A 21,242-nucleotide genomic window follows, 5' to 3' on the forward strand; every position below is an offset into this window, starting at 1 on the left:
TGAGGACCGCGGAGCGTTCGGAGCCGCCGGTGGCGAACACGACCTGGCCGAAGGCGGTGCGGCGCAACACAATCGCCCCCACCGCGAACAGCAGCAGGGTGAGGTAGACCGGGTAGCCGATGCCGAACAGCGTGCCGCGGCCGATCTCCAGGAACGCCTGTCCGCGTTCGATCTTGTACGTGGTCGCGCCCTCGTCGGTGAGGGCGAGCAGCAGCCCGCGGGCGAAGAGCAGGGTCGCCAGGGTGACGATGAACGGCGCCATGCCGGTGCGCGCCACCAGCAGACCGTTGATCATGCCGATGAGACCGCAGACGGCGAGCGGCAGCAGCAGCGCCGCGAAGAATCCCCACTGCGATCCGTACGCGGCCAGCACCCCGCCGAGCGCGTACACCGAGCCCGCCGACAGGTCGATGCCGCCGGAGATGATCACGAAGGTCATGCCGAGCGCGATGACGGCGAGGAACGAACTCTGCAACGCAAGATCGCGCATATTGGCGACGCTGCCGAAATGCGGCAGCGTCACCCAGGCGACCGCGGCCACGGCCACGAAAACCACTGCGGCGGGCTGTTTTCGCAGGAGTTCGAGCAGCAGCCGCGCGCCCTTGACGACGGCGGAGTCGTTCGCCGCGAAGCGATTCCGGCGGTCGGCGGGTCGAATCGTCGTGCTCATCGGCTGTTCCGCCCCCGCGCGACGTACACGGCCGCGACGATGATGACCGCCTGCACCATCTGCGCGGTCGAGGACGGCAGATCGTGCTTGATGAGCGTGGCCAGCACGAGCTGCATGAGCAGCGCGCCTGCGACCGTCCCGACCACCCTGACCTTGCCGCCGGTCAGCGGCGTGCCCCCGACGACCACCGCGGTGATCGCCGAAAGCTCCATGAGCACACCGACATCGGCCGGATCGCTCGCCTGCAGCCGCGCGGTGGCGAGCACGCCAGCCAACGCGGCGAACACGCCGCAGATCGCGTAGACCGCGACGAGCACCCGCCGCACCGGCAGCCCCGCCAGTTCACTCGCGGACCGGTTGCCGCCGATCGCCACCAGCCGGCGACCGAAAGTGGTTCGGCGAATCAGCAATCCGGTCAGAACCGCCAGCAACGCGGCGATCAGCACACTGATCGGAATGCCGAACACGTCGCCGGAGCCGAGGGTGAGAAAAGACGCGTTCTTGACGTCCACGAGCTGCCCGTGCGCGATCACCAGCGCCAGCCCTCGCCCGCCCACCAGCAGCGCCAGGGTGGCGATGATGGGCTGAATCCCGATGCGCGCCACCAGAACTCCATTGAACACGCCCGCCGCCAGGCCGATCAGCAGCGCGACGAGCACCGCCGCCGCGGCCCCGTACCCGAGGTATTGCGGAATCATCGCGGCGGCCAGCGCCATCACCGCGCCGACGGACAGGTCGATGCCCTCGGTCCCGATCACCAGCGCCATGCCCAGTGCCACGATGACCACCGGCGCGGCCTGCAGCAGCTGGGTGCGAAAGTTGTCGACAGTCAGGAAGTTCGACGTGGCCACCAGGTTGAACAAGATCAGCCCACCGAGCGCGGCGTAGACGCCGTACGCCTGTAGCCAAGCCGCGGTCCGACCCCGCCACGCGGTCGGCCGGGCGGCAGCCTGTTCAATCATGCTCGCACCCAACATTTTCCGGCACCTCGGCGAGCGCGGCCAGCACATTGCTCTCCGTCAGCTCGTCCCCGGCCAGTTCCCCGACGCTCACCCCGTCGCGCAGCACGATCAACCGGTCGGCGCCGTCGAGCAACTCCTCCAACTCCCCGGAGATGAGCACGACCGCCAGTCCGTCGTCGGCGAGCTCGTCGATCAGCGCCTGCACCTCGAGCTTGGCGCCGACGTCGATCCCGCGCGTCGGCTCGTCCAGCAGCAGCAGCGTGGGCCGCAGGCACAACCAGCGAGCGAGCATGACCTTCTGTTGATTACCGCCCGAGAGTTCGGACACCTTCTGCTCCGGGCCCGAGACCTTGATCCGCAGCCGGTCGATGAACGTGTCGACTATCCGATCTTGCCGCGCGCGGCTCACCAACCCGAACCGCGACAGGCGCGGCAACGCGGCCAGCACGATGTTCTCCCGCACCGACAGCTCCGGGATGATCCCGTCCGCCCGCCGGTCCTCGGCCAGCAGCGCTACCCCTGCGGCGATCGCCGCGGGCGTACTGCCGGAGCGAACGGTTTTTCCGCCGACGACCACCGAGCCGCGATCCAGCGGCAACGCCCCGAAGATGGCCCGCGCGGTCTCGCTGCGCCCCGAGCCCAAAAGCCCGGCCAGCCCGACGATTTCACCCGCACGGACGGACAGCGAGACGCCGTCGAGCCGGTGCCTGCTCGCCAGATCCTCGGCGCGCAGCACTATTTCGGCCGCGGCGTGCTGATCGTCGCTGAAGTTGGTGGCACCGTGGGCCTTGATCTCGCCGATGTCGCGGCCGAGCATCATGGCGATCAGCGACAGCCGCCCGAGCTCGGCCAGCGGCCCGGTGTGCACCAGCTTGCCGTCGCGTAACACGGTGACCCGGTCGCAGATTCGATACAGCTCGTCGAGCCGGTGGCTGACATAGACCACGGCGATCCCCTGCCGGTGCAGCCGATCGATCACCTCGAACAGCGTGGCCACCTCGCGTGGCTCCAGCGCGGAGGTGGGCTCGTCCATGATGACCACCCGCGCGTCGATCGACACGGCGCGGGCCAGCGCGACCATCTGCTGCGCACCGACCCCGAGGCTGCGCAGCGGCCTGCGGACGTCGTCGGTGATGCCGTATCCGGCGAGCAGTTCGGCCGCCATAGCGAACATCCGCCGTTGATCGATGAGCCCCAACCGATTTCGCGGCTCGCGCCCTAGGAAGACGTTGTGCGCGATGCTCATCATCGGAATGAGATCGACCTCTTGGTAGATCGTCGAGATGCCCGCGCGCTGAGCGTGCAGCGGTGTGGGGAACACGGCGGGTTCGCCGCGATACCGCAGCTGACCACCGTCGAGCTGGTACACCCCGGTCAACGCCTTGATGAGCGTGGATTTGCCCGCGCCGTTCTCGCCGACCAGCGCGTGCACCTCACCGGGCCGCAGCGTGAACGACACCCCGTCGAGCGCGCGCGTACCGCCGAACTCCTTGCGCGCCTCGACGACCTCGAGGACCGGTTCGATCATCGGCGCGCTCAATACGAATTGGCCGCCTTCGCTGCGGCATTCGTTTCGTCGTACTCATCGTCGGAAATGATCACCGTCGCCGGAATGGCGGCGCCGTCCTGGAACTGCTGCAACGTCTGGAACGCCAGCGGCCCGAAGCGCGGATTCGACTCGATGACGGCGTTGTACGCGCCGTCGACGATGAGCTGGACCGCGTTGTGCGTGCCGTCCACCGAGACGATCTTGATGTCGGTGCCCGGCTTCTTACCCGCGCCTTTGACGGCGTTGACCGCCCCGATGCCCATCTCGTCGTTTTCGGCGTAGACGGCGGTGATGTCCGGATGGCTCTGCAGCAGCTGCTCCATCACGGATAGCCCCTTGGAGCGGTCGAAGTCGCCGGTCTGCTCGGCGACGATCGTGAGCCCCGGCGCGCCGGCCAGCCGGTCCTTGAAACCCTTTGTGCGGTCGGTGGTCACGTTGTTCCCCGACGAGCCGAGCAGGATCGCGACCTTGCCCTGCCCGCCGGTGACCCGGATCATCTGGTCGGCCGCCCGCTTCCCCTGCTCGACGAAGTCGGAGCCGATGAAAGTCAGGTAGTCCGTGCAGGGTTGGGAGGTGACCTTGCGGTCCACGGTGATGACCGGCACCTGCTTGGCCTTGGCCGCGTCCAGCGCCGGTTGCAGACCGTCGGAGTTCAGCGGGGCCACGATCAGCGCCTGCGCGCCCTGGTCGAGCAGCGACTTGATATCGCTGATCTGCTTGTTGAGATCGCTCTGCGCATTGGTGACCAGGAGATTGCCCGAGGGGATGCCCAACGCGGCGGCCTGGCTCTTGATCGACGCGGTCTCGGTGATCCGGAAGGGGTTGGCCTCCTTCTCCGATTGGGAGAAGCCGATTTTCGCCGTCTTCAGGTCGATCTTCGGGTAGCCCGTCTGGGCGAGCGTGCAGGTCGACTGACCGCTGGGCTGGACCGCCGCCGCGGACGCCGCGGGGCCGGCTCCGGTCGGTGCGCTCAAATCCGTCTCGGACTTCGCGCATCCCGACAGGGTCAGGCCGACCGCGGTGGTGGCCGCGACGAGAACCGCGTGGGTCTTGGTGACAGGCATGGGTTCACTCCTTCGAGGCGTCCCGATCGTGGGCGGAAGCGCGACCCGATCCCGCTGCCGTGCGAGGCGTCAGATGAGTTTTGCAACCTCGGCACCGCGGTGTGAGTAATTTGGCGAATCCGATCACGCACCGCAGCCCGAGGCGATCGCGACCGGCGCCGCGCCGACCACCGCCCGCACCGACGACGGCAGCTCCGGCACGGCCAGCCCGATGCGCGCGCTCGCCTGCGCGACCTTGCGCAGAATCGGTTCGGCCTCGCCGTCGCGGCCCACGGCGCTCAGCGCGCAGCCGTACACCCACATCGCCCGCAGGCGTCGCACCGACGCGGAGACCTCGGTGAGCGCCCGCACGGCTTCCGCGGCGATCGGCACCGCGGTCGCGGCGTCGCCGCTGTAGAGGGTCACCTCGGCCAGCCGGGCCAGCGCCCACCCCTCCTGATGCCGGCGGCCGTCGCGGCGGGCCACGTCGAGCGCCTGCTCGCACAGCGCCCTGGCGCGCGCCGGGTCGGCCGGCCACGTCGCGAAACCCAACTCGTGCAACGCCATCGACTCCAGCCGGAGGCTGCCGACCAGGCGCGCGATGCGCAGTGCCCGTTCGGCGGCGTCGAGGGCCTCCGGCCAGCGGCCCGCGTTGCCGTAGGCGCGGGCGAGCGTCCCCCAGCCCATCCCCTCGACCCAGCGGTTGCCGTGCTGGCGCCCCAGCTCGATGGCGCGCCGGAAGTGCGCCACGGCCAGATCCACGTTCTCCTGGTAGGCCATGGCGGTGCCGAGCATCTGCTCGGCGAGGATGGCGCCGGGGCCGTCGCCCAGATCCTGGAGCAGCGCACCGGCGTTACGCAGGGTCCGCGCGGCGCTCAGGTCCGCCATGCCGACCAGCCTGGCGACGGCCGCGGCCAGCTGGGCCCTGGCCATGGTCCGGTGATCGCCGTCGTCCTCGGCCGCGCGGCTCAGCGCCTCGAGCACGTGCGCCACCTGGGGCAGGTGCTCGCCGGCGTCGCCGCCCACCGCCAGCGACAGCGCGAGATCGACGGCGAGCGTCCGGGTTCGGGCGTCGGCGAGCTCGGCCACCTGACGGTAGAGGGCGACCAGCCCGAACCGCTCCGACATCGCCCATGCGGCACACTGCTTTTCGTCGGCGAACCGCTGCCCGGCCATTTCGGTGGCGGCGTAGTAGTCGGTGCCGACGCCCGGATCCCGTAGCTCCACAATATTTTTCGCGCTGGCGAGGTAGAAGTCGATCAGCCGGCGCATGGCCTGCGGCCACTCCAGGCGCTGCGCGCGATCGGCCACCCCGCGAGCGAACACCCGCAGCAGATCGTGATAGCGGTAGCGACCCCGCTCCGGTGTCTGGAGCATGCTCAGGTCCACGAGAGTTTCGCAGATCCGTTCGGCGTCGGCTTGCTCCCGATCGATCAGCGCCGCGATGGCGGCGACCGACAGATCGGGTGCGTCGGAGAACGCGACGAGGACGAAGGCGCGCGCGAGTTCGGGGGCGAGCTGGCGATAACTGTCGCGGAAGACGGACTCCACGCTGGTGTTGCCGACGGCGAGTTCGGCGAGGCGGCCGCGCTCGTCGGCCAGCCGCTCGGCGATCGCCGCGAGACTCCAGGTCGGCCTGCTCGACAACCGCGCCCCGACGATGCGCAGCGAAACCGGCAGATGCCCACAGGCGCGCACGATCTCGTGGGCCGCGTCGGGCTCGGCCGAGAGCCGCCGCGCGGATACCGTGCGCTCCAACAGGGTCCACGCCTCGTCCTGGGTGAGGACGTCCAGCGGAACCAGCCGTGCGCCGAACAGTTCCGCCAGGCTGGAACGGCTGGTGACCAGCACCGCCGCGGTACCCGAGCCCGGCAGCAGCGGAGTGAGATGCGCCACGTCGCGCGCGTTGTCGAGCACCAGCAGCACGCGCTTGCCCGCCATGATGTTGCGCCACAGGTCTATTCGCTCCGTCAGGCCAGACGGCAGATCGCCGGGTTCGACGCCGAACGCGCGCAACGCGACCGCGAGCAGCATGTCGGCCGAGCGCGGATGTTCGTCCATGCCACCGAGATCCAGATACAGCAGGCCATCCGGGTAGCGTTCACGCGTGCGATGCGCGAGATGCACGGCAAGCGTGGTCTTTCCGACGCCGCCCAGCCCGGTGATCGCGATCACGGGACGGCTGCCGGACTCCGCCGCCAACACCTCGGCAAGCTCATGGGTCAGCTCTTCGCGCCCGACGAAGTCGGTGATGTCGGGCGGCAGTTGCACCGGAACCCGCGGCTCCTCCGGGGCACTGGGTGCGGGCGGCTCGGCCGACAGGATCTCCTGATGCAGTCGAACCAGCTGTGGACCGGGATCCAGCCCCAGTTCGTCGGCGAGCAACCGACGCGCCTTCCGGTACACCTCGAGCGCCTCACCCCGCCGCCCACTGCGATGCAGCGCGACCATCAGCAACTCGTGCCACCGCTCACTGTGCGGCTCGGCCGCGACGAGCGCCTCCAGCTCCGCGATCGCGGCCGAGTGCCGGCCGAGATCCAGCGCGAGGGTCATCGCGACCTCGTGCAGGGCGAAGCGCAGCCTGCTCAGGCGGGCCCGCTCCCGCTCCGCCCACGGCCCCGGCAGCCCGATCAGCGGATCGCCGCGCCACAGTTGCTGCGCGGCGGTCAGTTTGGCGTCCGCCTCCGTCATCGCCCCCGCGCGGCGATCGGCTTCGGCGGCCGCGATCAGCTCCTCGAACTCGACGACGTCGAACTCCACCGGCAGGCCGAGCCGATACCCGCCGCGGGTCGACCCGAGCCACTCGTTGCCCGCGCCGGCATGACCGTAGGCCTCGAACTGCCTGCGCAGCTTGAGGACGTGGTTGCGCAGCACACTGGGCGCCGACCTCGGCGGCGGGTCCGTCCACAGGCGGTCGGCCAGCTGCGTCGTCGACAGGGTGCGCCCCGGCTCCGCCGCCAGCATGGCCAATACGGCGAGCATCTGCGGCGCCGCGATATCCAGGCGCCGTCCCCCCAGCCACACCTCGACCGGGCCCAACATGCGTATACGTAGCAGGAGTCCGTCGGTCCTCACCCCGTCAGTGCCCGTGGGCTGCTGCGGTGCCACACGATCCCTCGCATTTCCTCTGAGTAACAGGGAGTTCGATTGTCACTCAGCAGAAACCATGCCCCTACGGCACACTCAAGCCGGTGTGACATGGGTCATAACATCGAGGCACTTCTGTGGCACCATGTGACGCGCACTATCGCAGGTCCTTCGATTGAACCCGGCCGCAGGTCATTTGCGCGCAACCCGGAGCGTCAGTCGCGCGTAATCATCGGATAATCGCCGATTCTGCGACCCGGCGCGGCTTGCTACCGTGAGGACACCCACCAGCGGAGGATCACGATGAGCAAACCCGTCAAGGTCGAACCGGAGGGATTGCGCCGCGCCGCAGCCGATTTCGACGACGTCGCCGACCGCACCAAGAGGTTGCTCGACACCTTGAAGGGTTCCTCGGACAGCAAGGGCGAAGCGTGGGGCGGCGACCACGCCGGTGACAAGTTCGCCAACGGGGAGAAGGGCTATAAGAAGAACCGCGACAACACCTTCACCGCCCTGACCAATCTCGTCTCCGTCTTCGAGGCGAACGCGAAGAACCTCAGGGACTCGGCGAAGGTCTTCGAGGAGAACGAGCAGAAGCTACAGGTCAACCGGGAACAGACGGTGCGCGCCAGGCGCCAGGCGGTCGACCGCCCCGGGGGACAGTACGACTATCCCCTGTACAACGCGCGCCAGGGCACACTGCGCAGGCTGTCGCGGACGACCAATGCGGTTGAGCAACCGGCGGACTCGTACGACTACCCGCTGCACAGTGCGCGCTCGGACGTACCGAGCGAGCAGTTGCGCCCGACCTATGCCGTGGAGCGGCCCGTCACGTCCGTCGGCTACACCCACGCGGCCATGGACCCGGTGCAACACAGCACCTTCTCCCGCGCCGCGGTGCCTCCCCAGAACGACATCGCCCCACTCGAACCGTTTCAGGCCGAGATGGGGACGCTGCCGGTCGAGCCGTACGACACCGGGTCGGCCATCCTGGACAGCCGGCCCACGACGGAAGGCCGCGTCACCGAGCCCGAGTAGGCCTTTGGCGGGGCGGCCAAACTTGTTGAATATCAAAGTATCTCGAGGCCGGCATCACTATCATCTGAACGGTGAGCTTTCCTGAGTCGATCGTGCAGGCGCTGGATTCCGCGCCGGATCAGGTGGCGGTCGAGCACGGCGCGCGCTCGGTCGCCCGGGGCCAACTGCTCACCATGGTGGGCACGATCGCCGGTGAGCTGCGCGAGTCCGGGCTCGGCGCGGGCCGCGGCGTGGCCTTGGCGGTGGACGTCACCCCCGAGGCGCTGGCCGCGTGGCTCGCGGCGTACACCCTGGGCTGCCGCGTCATCGGCGTGCGGCCCGGACTGAGCGAGCGACAGCGGCGACACGTGCTGAGCAACGGCGTCGACGCGGTCCTGGACGACCGCGCGGTGGCGACCCTGCTCACCGGCCCGGCCCGGCCGCCGACCGTCGACGCGCGGCCGGCCGACATCGCCCGGGTCGCCTACACCAGCGGCACCACCGGTCTGCCCAAGGGCTGCGCGCAGACCTACGCCGCGATGTCCGCACACTGGACCTGGGGCAAGCGGACCTGGAGCCCGGACACCGCGGAGCTGGCCGCCTGCACCGATCGCTACCTGCTGTTCGGCACCCTGGCCAGCGCGGTGGTCCAGGACTACCTCGCCCTGTGCCTGCTCGGCGGCGGCACCGCGGTGATCCCGGAAACCCTTGACGCACCGCTGTTTCCCGCCGTCATCGAGCGGCTGCGGATCACGGCCACGATCATGAACGTGCCCCGGCTCTACCAGATGCTGGACGCCATGCGCGCCACGCCGACCGACACGAGCACCCTGCGCGCCATGGTCGTCGCGGGCTCGCCGCTGACCGCGCATCGCCTGAAGGAGGCGATCGACGTGCTCGGCCCGGTGGTGCATCAGGCGTACGGGCAGACCGAGACCGGCGGGCTGACCACGCTGACGCCGCGCGATATCGAGGCGGGCGTGCTCACCTCGGTCGGGCGCCCGCTGCCGGGGGTGCGCGTCGACGTCCGCGACGGCGAGATCTACGTGCGCAACGACTACATGATGACGGAGTATCTGGGCGATCCCGCCGAGACGGCCGAGGTGCTGGTCGACGGCTGGGTGCGCACCCGCGACCTCGGCTACCTCGAAGACGGGTATCTCTACCTGACCGGCCGGGCGCGCGACGTGATCATCGTCGACGCGCTGCCGGTGTACGCGGGCCCGATCGAGCGGCTGCTGGCCGCGCACCCCGACGTCGACCAGGCCTACGTCGTCGGCGCGCCGGACGACCGGCGAGGCGAGGCGATTCACGCGTTCCTGGTGCCCCGCGAGGACCTTCGGCCGGACCCGGCCGAGCTGTCCGCGCTGGTGCGCGCCGAACTCGGCGAATCGAGTGTGCCGCAGACCTACACGATGGTGCCGGACGCCCCGGTCGCGGCGAGCGGCAAGCCGGACAAGAAGGCCTTGCTGGAGCTGTATCGGCAGTAGCGCAACACATTTGGAGGAGACCTTGTCCGAACTCGACTACCTGGTGATCGGCGCAGGCCCCGCGGGCCTCCAGATGGGCCACCACCTGAAGCAGGCCGGGCGCGACTATCTGATCGTGGAGGCGGGCGCGACCGCGGGCACGTTCTTCACCAGATTCCCCCGCCACCGTCAGCTGATCTCCATCAACAAGGTGCACACCGGCTGGGACGACCCCGAGCTGAACCTGCGCATGGACTGGAACTCTCTGCTCGCGGGCGCGCCGTTCAAGGAGTACACGCCGCGGTTCTTCCCCGCCGCCGACGACATGGTCCGCTACCTCGGCGATTTCGCTGCGCGACAAGGCTTGTCGATCCGGTATGACACGCGGATCGAGCGGATCAGCCGCCCGGATCTGTTCGAGGCGGTCGATCAGCACGGCAACGTGTTCCGCGCCCATCGGATCATCATGGCGACCGGCGTCTCGAAACCCTATGTCCCCGAGATCCCCGGCATCGAGACCGCGGAGCTCTACAGCGAAGTGTCCATCGACCCAGCGGACTTCACCGACCAGCGGGTGCTGATCATCGGAAAAGGCAACTCCGCCTTCGAGACCGCCGACAACCTCATCGAGACCACCGCGGTCATCCACGTCGCGGGACCGCACTCCATCCGGCTGGCCTGGCAGTCGCATTTCCTCGGGCATCTGCGCGCGGTCAACAACAACTTCCTCGACACCTATCAGCTCAAGTCGCAGAACGCGATTCTCGACGGCAATGTCGTCGACATCTCCCGGCAGTCGGACTCGTCGTATCTGGTGACCGTGAGCTTCTCGCGGGTCAACGAGGTCACCAAGGGCATTCGCTACGACCGGGTGATCGTGGCGACCGGCTTCCGGTTCGACGCCTCGATCTTCGACCCGGAGTGCCGGCCGGAGCTGGCGATCAACGACCGGTTCCCGGCCCAGACCCCGGCCTGGGAGTCGGTCAACGTGCCCGGCCTGTACTTCGCGGGCACCATCACCCAGGAACGCGACTTCAAGAAGTCGACCAGCGCGTTCATCCACGGATTCCGTTACGCGACAAGGGCATTGCACCGCGTTCTGGAGGAGCGTCATCACGGGCAGGCGTGGCCGCACCGCGAACTCGTCGCCACCGCGTACGGGATGGGCGACGCGATCCTGGATCGGGTGAACCGGACCTCGGCGCTGTGGCAGCTGTTCGGCTTCCTCGGCGACGTCGTCACGCTGAATACCGATGGCACGGCGCGGTATTGGGACGAGCTGCCGGTCGACTTCGTGCCGGACGCGATCGCGGCGGGCACGCTCGGCGAGGTGGACAGCTATCTGGTGATCACCCTCGAGTACGGCGCGGATCACGACCGCCTCGACCCGTTCGACATCGATGCCCGGCGCATCGCGCAGTCCGACTCCGAGCACGCCCTCGACGGCCGCTACCTGCACCCCGTGGTGCGGCGATACCGGGCGGGGCAGCAGATCGCGGAGCACCACATCACCGAGAACCTCGAGAACGAGTGGACGCACGAGACGGTGCACCGCAAGCCGCTCATCGACTTCCTGGAGACGATGCTGCCCGCCCCGGAGCCGACGCGGTGACCAGCCCGCTCGCCGCCCTCGAGCAGCGGGCGCGTGCACTGCTCGATTCCGTGCACTACGACTTCTTCGCGGGCGGGGCGGGCGAGGAGATCGCCGTGGCCGACAACGAGCGCGCCTTCCGGCGACTCGCGTTGCTGCCCAGGGTGTTGCGGAGCACCGGCGGCCGGTCGATCGCGACGGAGCTGCTCGGCGACCCGAGCGCTATGCCGGTGTTCGTCTCCCCCAGCGCGTTTCACCGCCTCGCCCACCCGGAGGGCGAGGCGGCCACCGCGCGGGGTGTGGCGGCGGCCGGGCTGATCCTGATCGCCAGCATGGCCTCGACGATGCCCATCGGTGAGATCACCGCCGCGGCAAAAGAAGTCGACGGGGACGCGCGCGTGTGGTTCCAGCTGTACCTGCAGCCCGAGCCGGAGGTGACCGACGAGCTCATCCGGCGAGCCGAGCGCGCGGGCTGCACCGCGCTGGTGGTGACCGTCGACTCCCCGGTGTTCGGCCGCCGGGCGCGCGACGACCGCAACGGTTTCCACGACCTGCCCGCCGGCATGTACGCCGAGAACATGCGGGATCTGCCCGGCGCGAACGGCAGTGGGGTCCGGCGGGTCGAGATGTCGCGCGACTTCACGTGGGAGCATCTGCGGCGGCTTCGTTCGGTGACGTCGATGCCTCTGGTCCTCAAGGGAATTCTGCACCCCGAGGACGCACGGCTCGCGGTCGAGTACGGGATCGACGCGATCCTGGTGTCCAATCACGGTGGGCGGCAATTGGATATCGCGCCCGCGACGCTGGACGCGCTGCCCGCGATCGTCGCGGCGGTCGCCCGGCGGATTCCGGTGTTCCTCGACGGCGGTGTCCGTCGCGGCTCGGATGTGGTGCTGGCGTTGGCTATCGGGGCGGCGGCGGTCGGAGTGGGGCGGCCGGTGCTGTGGGGGTTGACTGTCGGCGGTGACAAGGGGGTCACGGAGATGTTGGACAATCTGCGGCTCGAGGTCGAGCACACGTTGAGCATGTGCGGGATAGCCGCGCTGAGCGAGTTGAACGCCGCGATGGTCACTGCGCGAGGGGCGGCGGCGCGATGCTGACGCGGGCGCTGGCGACCGTGGGCGCGCTGTGGGCAGTCTCGCGCTGGCTGCCGCGGGCGGTGGTGGCGTTGCGCGTGTGGATCTTCGCGAAGGTCAACGGCAGCAATGAGATAACACTGCCCGGCGAGCGCGGCGGCCCGGAGCTGTTCATGCGGTTGTACGCGGACCCGGCGGCCAATGGGCGCAGCCGGGGCGCGGCGCTGTCGGATCTGTTCTGGTATTGGCTCGCGCCGGGACCCGAGGTGCATCAGGAGCACCTCGAGGACGGGCCGCGCTACGACGACGCGGCGCGCACCACCCGTGCGGTGCTGGCCGTGCCCACCGCCGAGATCGAGCGGCTCGCCGACCGCTGTGCCCGCCGCGTACTGGACGAATTACCCGCCCGCCCACTGACTCTGGTGCGACTGCGCGACCTGATGATGCCCGTCTGGGCGGAGTTCTTCTACGAGTTGGTCTTTCGCGAGCCGTGCCCGCGCGAGGCCAGGGACCTGATCGTCGGCAATGCCGACGACGTCATCACCTCGCTGAAATGCACCGGCCTGCGGCACATGCGCCGCCGCGACCGCCTCACCCGCTACCTGCTCGCCAGGATCGACGCGGGCGACATACCGCACCAGCTCCCCGCCTCGCTGAGCCGGCGCGAGCGCGCCTACTACCTTCAGGGCGCGTTCTTCAACACCGCCGTCGTGCAGATGTCCGAGGGCATGGCGCATCTACTGCTCGCCATCGCCCAACACCAGCCCGTCCAGGACCGCCTGCTGACCGACCTCGACCCGCACTACCTAGACCACGTCCTCGACGAAACCCTGCGCCAATTCCCGCTTTTCGGCATCGCGCACCGAATCACCACCGACGACATCGATCTCGGCGCGGACGGCACGATCCCCGCGGGCACGGTCCTGTGCTTCAACTACCCCGAATTCGAACGCACCGGCCACACCGACCCCGACCGCTTCGACCCCGACCGCTGGTCCACCCACCGCCGCAAGAACACCCACCACATCCCCTTCGGCGTAGCCGCCAACCGCCCCTGCCCCGCCTGGCGCCTGTCCCCCATCGCCATGCGAGCGGTCACCCGAACCGTCCTCTCCCGCTACCACTTACGCTCCTCCGTCACCCACACCCGCTCCATCCCCCACCGAGCCCCCTGCCTCCTCCTCTCCACGACGGAGCCCCCCTCCCCACCCCGCGTCCACGCCACCCTCACCGCCCTGAAAGCCCGCGACAAATTCGAAGACGTCTGGCGCGGCCTGACCCAACTGGCCCTGGGCACCTACATGGTCCTCGACGCCCGCCACCAACACCTCTGCCAAACCTATTTCGCCACGCCCCGAACTCCCCAAACCTGCCCGATCCCTCACTCCCAGCGCTCTAGCGTGTAGAACCGGCGGCCTATCCCGACGGGCGTGCGAAGCGGAGGGTGAGGAGTTGGAAGGGCCGCAGGTGCAGGCGGATGCCGGTGTCTTCTTGTACTGCGGAGATGTGCTGCGGCACAGTTCGTTCCAGCAGGTCGCAGGGCTCGAAGCCTGTGGTGGGGAAGCCGGGGGTGACGAGAGCGGTGGCCCGGCCGCCGTGGGATTCGTAGACGCGGAGGATCACATCGCCGGTGCCGTCGTCGGCCAGTTTGACGGCGCTGGTGACTACGGCGTCGTTGTCGATGGTGAAGAGGGGCTCGACGGGTTCGGCTACGCCGGGGCGGGGTGTGGTGAGGTTGATGCGGTAGCCGGCGCGGACGGCGTCGCCCAAGGAGGCGCCGGGGAGCAGGGCGTGGCGGAACTCGTGCGGACCCTGGTCGGTGTGCGGGTCGGGGAAGCGGGGGGCGCGCAGGAGGGAGGCGCGCACGGTGGTGGTGGTTCCGCCGTCGGCGCGGACCGTGCGGGTGACGTCGTGGCCGTAGGTGGAGTCGTTGACGAGCGCGACGCCCCAGCCGGGCTCGGCGAGGTGGACGAAGCGGTGGTTGCAGGCCTCGAACTTCGCGTACTCCCAGCTGGTGTTGGTGTGGGTGGGGCGGTACAGGTGCCCGAACTGGGTTTCGGCGGCGTAGCGGTCGGCGTGCAGGTCCAGCGGGAAGGCGAGTTTGAGGAACTTCTCCGTCTCGTGCCAGTCGACCCGCGTCTCGATATCCAAGCCGGGCGGATCGGCTCGCAGTGTCAAGATCTGCTCGACCGTGGACGAGCCGAACGAGCGGCCGATCCGCACCGCACCCGAATCCGGCTCGGCCGCAATGAAGTCCACCTCGGTCAGGTCGACCACCCGGTTGCGGTAGAAGAGGTCGACATCCCAGGCGTCCCACGAGTTCGGCAGATCCGGGTGCAGCTGTAGCAGGTTCGCGACCGCACCCGGTGGCAGCGTCTCACGCCGAGACTCCAGGTCATAAGCCGACACCACGAGCCCGCGCGCGTCCACCTCGACCCGCAGCAGCGAGTTGTCGAACACGAATCCGCCGCCCTCCCGCTCGGTCACCGAACACGGCCGATCCGCAGACTCGGGCCCGGCCGCCCCGGCCGGAATAGACCACCACGAATGCGGCGCGGGATTGAAGACATTGGGCCCCTCTGCCGCACCGCCGAGCGCCCACTGCGCGCCCTCGATGATCGCCGTCAGCTCCTCGGCCACCTCCGCGTACGTCTTCGCCGCCTCGCGATACACCCACGCGATCGCCGAGCCGGGCAGAATATCGTGGAACTGGTTGAGCAGCACCGTCTTCCAGATCCGATCCAGCGCCTCGTACGGGTACTCCACGTCCTTGCGCACGGCGGCCGTCGCGGCCCACAGTTCGGCCTCGCGCAGCAGATGCTCGCTGCGCCGGTTGCCCTGCTTGGTCTTCGCCTGGCTGGTCAGCGTCGCCCGATGCAGTTCCAGATACAGCTCGCCCACCCACACGGCGGGGTCCGGATACTCCGCCTCGGCCTTGGCGAAGAAGTCGGCGGGCCTGTCCCACACCACCTTCGGCGAGCCCTCCAGGCTCCGCAGCCTGGCGGCTTTGGCGACCATCTCCCGGGTGGTCCCGCCGCCGCCGTCCCCGAAGCCGGTCGGTGCCAAGGACATAGAGGCGTGACCCTTCTCCTTGAAGTTCCTTGCGGCATGGGCGATCTCGCGACCGTGCATGGTGCAGTTGTAGGTGTCGACGGGCGGGAAATGGGTGAAGATCCTGGTCCCGTCGATGCCCTCCCACAGGAACGTATGGTGCGGAAACTGATTGATCTGACTCCACGAGATCTTCTGTGTCAGCAGCCATTTTCCGCCCGCGGCCTTGATGATCTGGGGCAGCCCCGCGGCGAAGCCGAACGTATCAGGCAGCCAGACCTCTTGGTTCTCGATTCCGAACTCCTCCAGAAAGAACCGCTTACCGTGCACGAACTGCCGCGCCATCGCCTCGGAGCCGGGCATATTCGTGTCGGCCTCGACCCACATCCCGCCGGTCGGCACGAAACGCCCCTCCGCCACAGCACCTTTCACCTTCTCGTACACCTCGGGCCGGTGCCGCTTGATGAAGTCGTACTGCGCGGCTTGCGACATCGCGAAGACGAAGTCCGGCTCCTCGGCCAGCAGCGCGGTCATATTGGCGGCGGTGCGCGCCACCTTGCGTACCGTCTCGCGCAACGGCCACAGCCACGCGGAGTCGATGTGCGCGTGCCCGACGGCGGAGACGGTGTGAGCGGACGGTATCGCCGGTTTCGCCAGCGCGTCGGCCAGGCATGCCCGCGCCGCCACGGCGGTCGCGTTGACATCTTGTAGATCGATGGCGTCGAGCGCGCGCTCGATGGCGCGGACGATGTCGTAGCGGCGGGCCGGATCCTCCGGCATCTCGTGCATCAGCTCGCCGAGCACCTCGAGATCCTGGACGAGTTGCCACACCTCCTCGTCGAACACGACGAGATCCATTCGCCCCAAACGGTATTGGGGATCGCTGCCGGCGGTGAGCTTGTCGCCGAGGTCGTTCGGGACGAAGAACGGAATGGTGGGGTTGGACGCCGCCTCGACGTGCAGCAGCACGTGCTCACCGCCGGCGGCGCGGTCGGCCACGCGCACCCACTGACTGCGCGGGTGCAGCCCCTTGACCGGCGAGCCATCGGGTCGATAGACCAGCCCCTCGCACTGGAAGCCGGTCATGTTCGGGTCGAAACCGAGGTCGATGATCGCCTCGACGGTCCGGCCCGCCCACTCGGCGGGTACCGTCCCCTCGACCGTCAGCCAGCTGGTCCCCCACGGCGCGCCCCACTGCGCCCCGGACCGGATGGGCGTTCGCGGCGCCGCGATCCCCTCGGCGACCGGCACCGGCTCGTCGGGCGCGACCCAGATCGAGGCGGTCAGCGGCACCGACTCCGGATAGATCGCCGGCGCGATCCGCTCGGGCAGCACCCGCGCCAGGCGGGCCTCGATCAACCGACGGTCATCGTGCATGGGTGGCTCCGATCGCGAACGTGATCATCGAACTGTTCCCCATTCTCCGGCAGTCCGGTGAATTCCCGGCCACCCCGGGCGTTTCGGTCCGGTGTGCATACCGTTGCGGACTAATCCCGGGAATGGGCGCCGGTGGGCAGCGTCTTGTGACAACGTCTGAGGGAGAGTGGATCTGCCTTTCAGGAGGAACCCATGGCATCGAACTGGCGGATGTTCGCAGCGGTGGTGGGCGTCGGCACGCTCTTGGCCGGATCGGCGGCCTGCGGGTCGGACGGGGGCGGCGATTCGCTGACGATCACCGCGAACGCGATCAACTCGGCCGGCGGCAAGAACGCGGCCGAGGCGCAGTGGATCGAGGACTGGGTCATCCCGAAGTTCGTGGCGCAGCAGCAGGCCAAGGGCGTCACCGTCAAGGTGCGATTCCAGGCGACCGGCGTCCCCGACGAGGATTACAAGAGCCGGATCGCCAAGGACCTCAAGACCGGCACCGGCGCGGATGTCGTGTCGCTGGACGGCATCTGGGTCGGCGAGTTCGCCGAGGGGCAGCAGATCAAGCCGCTCGACGACCTGGTCGGCGCGGACAAGGTCGCGGCCTGGGACGGTTGGCGGCAGATCCCGGAGTCGGTGCAGCGCTTGACCTCCTACCACGGTGTGCAGTACGGCGTTCCGCAGGAGACCGACGGCCGGGTGCTGTTCTTCAACCGCAAGCTGTTCCAGCAGGCGGGTCTGCCCGCCGACTGGCAGCCGACCAGCTGGGATCAGGTGCTGGAGGCGGGCCGCAAGCTGAAGTCGGTGCCGGGGGTGATCCCGGTACAGCTCAACGCGGGCACCAGCTTCGGCGAGGCGACCACCACACAGGGCGTCCTGCCGCTGCTGGCGGGCGCGGGCACGACGCTCTACGAGGGCGACAAGTGGGTCGGCAACACCGCGAAACTGCGCAGCGTGCTCGACCTCTACCGCACCGTGTACGACGAGAACCTGGGCGACGCGCAGTTGCAGCAGGACGCCAAGGGCCGGGAGAAGAGCTTCGAGAAGTTCGCCAAGGGCCAGGTCGGCATCCTGCTGGAGAGCGACTACCTGTGGCGCGGCGTGCTGAATCCGAAGGGCGGCAGTTTCCCGATGGCCGAGCGGGACACGCAGGTCGGCTGGGCGAAGGTCCCCGCGGCGACGCCGGGCACCGGGGTGAACCGGCAGGACTTCGTCAGCGTGTCCGGCGGCGGCGGACGGGTGATCAACCCGAAGAGCAAGCACGCCGAATTGGCTTGGGAACTCTTGCAATTCATGAATTCGCCGGAGGCGTTCGAGGCGCTGCTCGCCGGTGGCGGTCCGCGGATCACCGCGCGACAGGACGTGAACGCTCAGGCGCTCGGCGGCGACCCGATGCTGACCTTCGTGTCCCAGCAGATCCTGCCGATCACCTCGTTGCGGCCGGCGCTGCCGGAGTACACGAAGGTGTCGAAAGCGTTGCAGCAAGCCACGCTCGATGTGATCACCGGCAAGAGCACCGCGGACGCCGCGGCGGCCTACGCCAAGGCCGTGGCGGACGCGGTCGGCAAGGACAAGGTCGCCGGTGACTGATCCGGCGATCCCCGTCCCGGACGCGCGGCGGGTCGGGCCCGACACCGATGTGGCCGGACTGGGGCGCTGGAAGGCGAGCGCGTTCGTCGCGCCCGCGCTGCTGTTGATCGCGGCGTTCCTGGTGTTCCCGGCGCTGTGGCTGCTGTGGATCGGCCTGACCGACCTCACCGTCTCCGGACGCACCTCGGTGGACGTTTCCGTGGTGGGGCTGGACAACTACACCAAGGCGCTGCACGATCCGCTGTTCGGCAACAGCGTGTGGATCACCCTGCTGTTCGTGTTCGGCTCGGCCGTGATCGGGCAGAACTGCCTCGGTTTCACGCTGGCCTGGTCGATGCGCACGGCCGCCCGCTGGGTGCGCGCGGTGGTGGAGAGCCTGGTGCTGCTGGCCTGGATCCTGCCCGCCAGCGTCGTGGCCGTGCTGTGGATCGCGATGCTCGACCGCGACGAGGGCACCGTCAACCGGCTGCTGGACCGGCCGGGCTATGCCTGGATGATCGAGCAGCCGCTCGCCGTGATCATCGTGTTCAATATCTGGCGCGGCACGGCGTTTTCGATGCTGCTCTACGCGGCGGCGCTGTCCACCGTGCCGCCTTCGCAGGTGGAGACCGCGCGGCTGGCCGGTGCGTCCGGCCCCCAACTGCTGCGCGACGTGCTGCTGCCGCACATGCGCGGGCACATCCTGACCAATACGCTGCTGATCAGCCTGTGGACGTTCAACGATTTCACGCCGTACCTGCTGACCCGCGGCGAGCCGAACCATCGCAGCGAGACGCTGCCGATCTTCCTGTATCGGCAGGGCATCGATGACGGCGCGCTGGGTTACGGCGCCGCCGCGTCGGTGCTGATGCTGCTGATCAACCTGGTGCTCGCGCTGTTCTATCTGCGACTGCTGCGGCGGAGGGCGTGATGAATCCCAGGCAGGTCGTCTCCAGGATCGGTTTCTACACCTTCGTCGCGGTGGTCACCGGTTTCTTCGCGCTGCCGATGCTGTGGCTGGCCGCCGCACCGTTCGACGCCAATCCGGGCTATGCGCCTCGGGTACCGGAAAAGCCGACCCTGCAACACTTTTCGGATCTGTTCGAGAACGACCTCACCATGGGCTCGCTGTGGAACTCGGTGCTGCTGTCGGTGTTCTGCATGGTGCTCGTGGTCGCGAGCGCGGCGCTGGCGGCCTACGCACTGTCCCGCGTCCGCATCCCCGGCCGCGACGCGCTGCTGTATGTGCTGCTCTTGTTGTCGAGCGTGGTCACCGGCACCGCGGCGATGGTGCCGATCTTCCTGATGATCTGGAAGATCGGGCTGCTGGATCGGCAGTTCGGCGTGGTGCTCGTGCTGTCGGGCGGGTTGCTGCCCGCGGCGATCTTCATCTTGAAGGACTTCATGGACTCCGTACCCCGGTCCTACGAGGAGTCGGCGCGAGTGTTCGGGGCCGGGCCGTTGCGCATCCTGCGCGACATCGTGGTTCCGGTGGCCCGGCCGGGGCTCGCCACGATCGCGGTGTGGACCGTGGTGAACGTGTGGGGCAGCTACCTGGTGCCGTTCCTGCTGCTGCGCGACCAGGACAAGCAGCCGGCCGCCGTGGTGGTGCGCACCTTCTACGACGAGGGCGGCGGGGCGCAGCTCGGGCCGATCTCGGCGTTCTCGCTGCTGTACTCCATCCCGGTCGTGCTGATGTACCTGTTCGTCAACCGGCGCTACGGCTTCCGGCTCCACGGAGGGATCAAGTCCTAGATGGCGCAGATCGATCTGGTCGAATTGACCAAGGTCTACCCCGGCGATGTGACCGCGCTGGACGCCCTGAGTTTCACCATCCACGACGGCGAGTTCTTCGCGCTGCTCGGGCCGTCGGGGTGCGGCAAGACCACGCTGCTGCGCACCATCGCCGGTCTGGAGACTCCGACCGGCGGGCAGATCAGGATCGGCGACCGGGACGTCACCCGGCTCGCGCCCGGCCGCCGCGACGTGGCGATGGTGTTCCAGGACTACGCGCTGTTCCCGCACATGTCGGTGGTCGACAATATCGCCTATCCGCTGAAGGTCCGCGGCGCCGATCGGCGCACCCGCGCCGCGAAGGCGACCGAGACCGGCGAGCAACTCTCGCTGCACGGCTTGATGCAACGCCGCCCGGCCGAGCTGTCCGGCGGGCAGCAGCAGCGGGTCGCGCTGGCGCGTGCGATGGCCTGTCACCCAAAGGTTTTCCTGTTCGACGAGCCGCTGTCCAACCTGGACGCGCGACTGCGGCTGGAGGCCAGGACCTTCCTGAAGAAACTCCAGCACGAACTCGGCGTGACCACGGTGTTCGTCACCCATGATCAGGCCGAGGCGCTGGCGCTGGCCGACCGGATCGCGGTGATGTCGGACGGGCGGATCCGCCAGCTCGGCACCGCGCGCGAGGTGTTCCGCAGGCCCGCCGACACCTTCGTCGCCAACTTCATCGGGTCGACGCCGATGAACCTGATCCCCGGCGAGCTGGTCGGTTTGGACGCGTCGGTCATCTGGGGCGCGCGCCCCGAGTACCTCGGCTTCTCCGCCACGGCCGTGGACGGCGCGCTGCGCGGGACGGTGTCCACGGTGGAACATCTCGGCGCGACCTCGCTCGTCACGGTGGCCGGGGACGGGTTCGATGTGGGCGTCACCGTGCCCGAGGCGCAGGAGCCCGCGCCCGGCACCGACGCGTGGGTGATCCCGCAACCGGATCGGGTGCTGCTCTACGACGCCGAGTCGGGCGCGCTGCGTGCCGAACCGTCGCACCAGTTCTAGTGACGCGCA

At 68.9% G+C, this 21,242-nt stretch carries 15 protein-coding genes; 9 read left to right on the plus strand and 6 right to left on the minus strand.

Annotation, left to right across the window (positions count from 1 at the left end; all coding sequences use genetic code 11):
• The 5 genes from ON39_RS41350 to ON39_RS41370 all read right to left on the minus strand — a co-directional run.
• Positions 1-670: ABC transporter permease (locus tag ON39_RS41350; protein WP_169335958.1), on the minus strand; the 670-nt coding region annotated here is incomplete at its 3' end.
• Entirely contained in the window at positions 667-1,632 is a 966-nt protein-coding gene (locus ON39_RS41355; protein WP_211336459.1) for an ABC transporter permease, read from the minus strand. The genes ON39_RS41355 and ON39_RS41350, both read right to left, overlap by 4 nt.
• Positions 1,625-3,160, minus strand: a complete 1,536-nt coding sequence (locus tag ON39_RS41360) for a sugar ABC transporter ATP-binding protein (RefSeq protein ID WP_040742431.1) — start codon at positions 3,158-3,160, stop codon at positions 1,625-1,627. Before ON39_RS41360 ends, ON39_RS41355 begins: the two co-directional genes overlap by 8 nt.
• Positions 3,161-3,168: 8 nt before the next feature.
• Positions 3,169-4,245 carry an ABC transporter substrate-binding protein gene (locus tag ON39_RS41365; protein WP_040742432.1) on the minus strand — a complete coding sequence of 359 codons (1,077 nt, stop codon included), beginning with the start codon at positions 4,243-4,245 and terminating at the stop codon, positions 3,169-3,171.
• Positions 4,246-4,368: 123 nt separating this feature from the next.
• Positions 4,369-7,266, minus strand: coding sequence for an AfsR/SARP family transcriptional regulator (locus ON39_RS41370; RefSeq protein ID WP_051187772.1), 2,898 nt, complete (start codon positions 7,264-7,266; stop codon positions 4,369-4,371).
• A gap of 348 nt (positions 7,267-7,614) precedes the next feature.
• Here ON39_RS41370 and ON39_RS41375 point away from each other — a divergent pair, with 348 nt between their 5' ends.
• The 5 genes from ON39_RS41375 (at position 7,615) to ON39_RS41395 (ending at position 13,870) form a co-directional block, all read left to right on the plus strand.
• Entirely contained in the window at positions 7,615-8,349 is a 735-nt protein-coding gene (locus ON39_RS41375; protein ID WP_040742434.1) for a WXG100 family type VII secretion target, read from the plus strand.
• 71 nt (positions 8,350-8,420) lie between these two features.
• Entirely contained in the window at positions 8,421-9,818 is a 1,398-nt protein-coding gene (locus ON39_RS41380) for a class I adenylate-forming enzyme family protein (protein WP_040742436.1), read from the plus strand.
• Positions 9,819-9,828: 10 nt separating this feature from the next.
• Positions 9,829-11,409 carry an NAD(P)-binding domain-containing protein gene (locus ON39_RS41385; RefSeq protein ID WP_255219340.1) on the plus strand — a complete coding sequence of 527 codons (1,581 nt, stop codon included), beginning with the start codon at positions 9,829-9,831 and terminating at the stop codon, positions 11,407-11,409.
• Entirely contained in the window at positions 11,406-12,488 is a 1,083-nt protein-coding gene (locus tag ON39_RS41390; RefSeq protein WP_040742438.1) for an alpha-hydroxy acid oxidase, read from the plus strand. The genes ON39_RS41385 and ON39_RS41390 overlap by 4 nt, the downstream gene beginning before the upstream one ends.
• Positions 12,482-13,870 (plus strand): cytochrome P450, encoded by a 1,389-nt coding sequence (locus tag ON39_RS41395; RefSeq protein WP_051187773.1) that lies wholly within the window; start codon positions 12,482-12,484, stop codon positions 13,868-13,870. Before ON39_RS41390 ends, ON39_RS41395 begins: the two co-directional genes overlap by 7 nt.
• 10 nt (positions 13,871-13,880) lie before the next feature.
• On the opposite strand, the gene ON39_RS41400 is transcribed toward ON39_RS41395, so the two are convergent.
• A complete protein-coding gene (locus ON39_RS41400; protein WP_040742440.1) occupies positions 13,881-16,892 on the minus strand; it encodes an alpha-mannosidase in 3,012 nt (1,003 codons plus the stop codon).
• A 192-nt stretch (positions 16,893-17,084) separates the two neighbouring features.
• Here ON39_RS41400 and ON39_RS41405 point away from each other — a divergent pair, with 192 nt between their 5' ends.
• From ON39_RS41405 to ON39_RS41420, 4 genes are read left to right on the plus strand one after another with little or no spacing between them, the layout of a single operon-like run.
• On the plus strand, positions 17,085-18,470 hold the full coding sequence (locus ON39_RS41405) for an extracellular solute-binding protein (protein WP_040742441.1): 1,386 nt from the start codon (positions 17,085-17,087) through the stop codon (positions 18,468-18,470).
• The gene (locus ON39_RS41410; RefSeq protein ID WP_246003160.1) at positions 18,463-19,380 is read left to right on the plus strand and encodes a carbohydrate ABC transporter permease; all 918 of its coding nucleotides are present in this window, start codon (positions 18,463-18,465) and stop codon (positions 19,378-19,380) included. The genes ON39_RS41405 and ON39_RS41410 overlap by 8 nt, the downstream gene beginning before the upstream one ends.
• On the plus strand, positions 19,380-20,204 hold the full coding sequence (locus tag ON39_RS41415; RefSeq protein ID WP_040742442.1) for a carbohydrate ABC transporter permease: 825 nt from the start codon (positions 19,380-19,382) through the stop codon (positions 20,202-20,204). The genes ON39_RS41410 and ON39_RS41415 overlap by 1 nt, the downstream gene beginning before the upstream one ends.
• Positions 20,205-21,233 carry an ABC transporter ATP-binding protein gene (locus ON39_RS41420; protein WP_040742443.1) on the plus strand — a complete coding sequence of 343 codons (1,029 nt, stop codon included), beginning with the start codon at positions 20,205-20,207 and terminating at the stop codon, positions 21,231-21,233.
• Positions 21,234-21,242: the final 9 nt, after the last annotated feature.

The organism is Nocardia tenerifensis NBRC 101015 (assembly GCF_000308715.1).
Lineage (GTDB): Bacteria > Actinomycetota > Actinomycetes > Mycobacteriales > Mycobacteriaceae > Nocardia > Nocardia tenerifensis.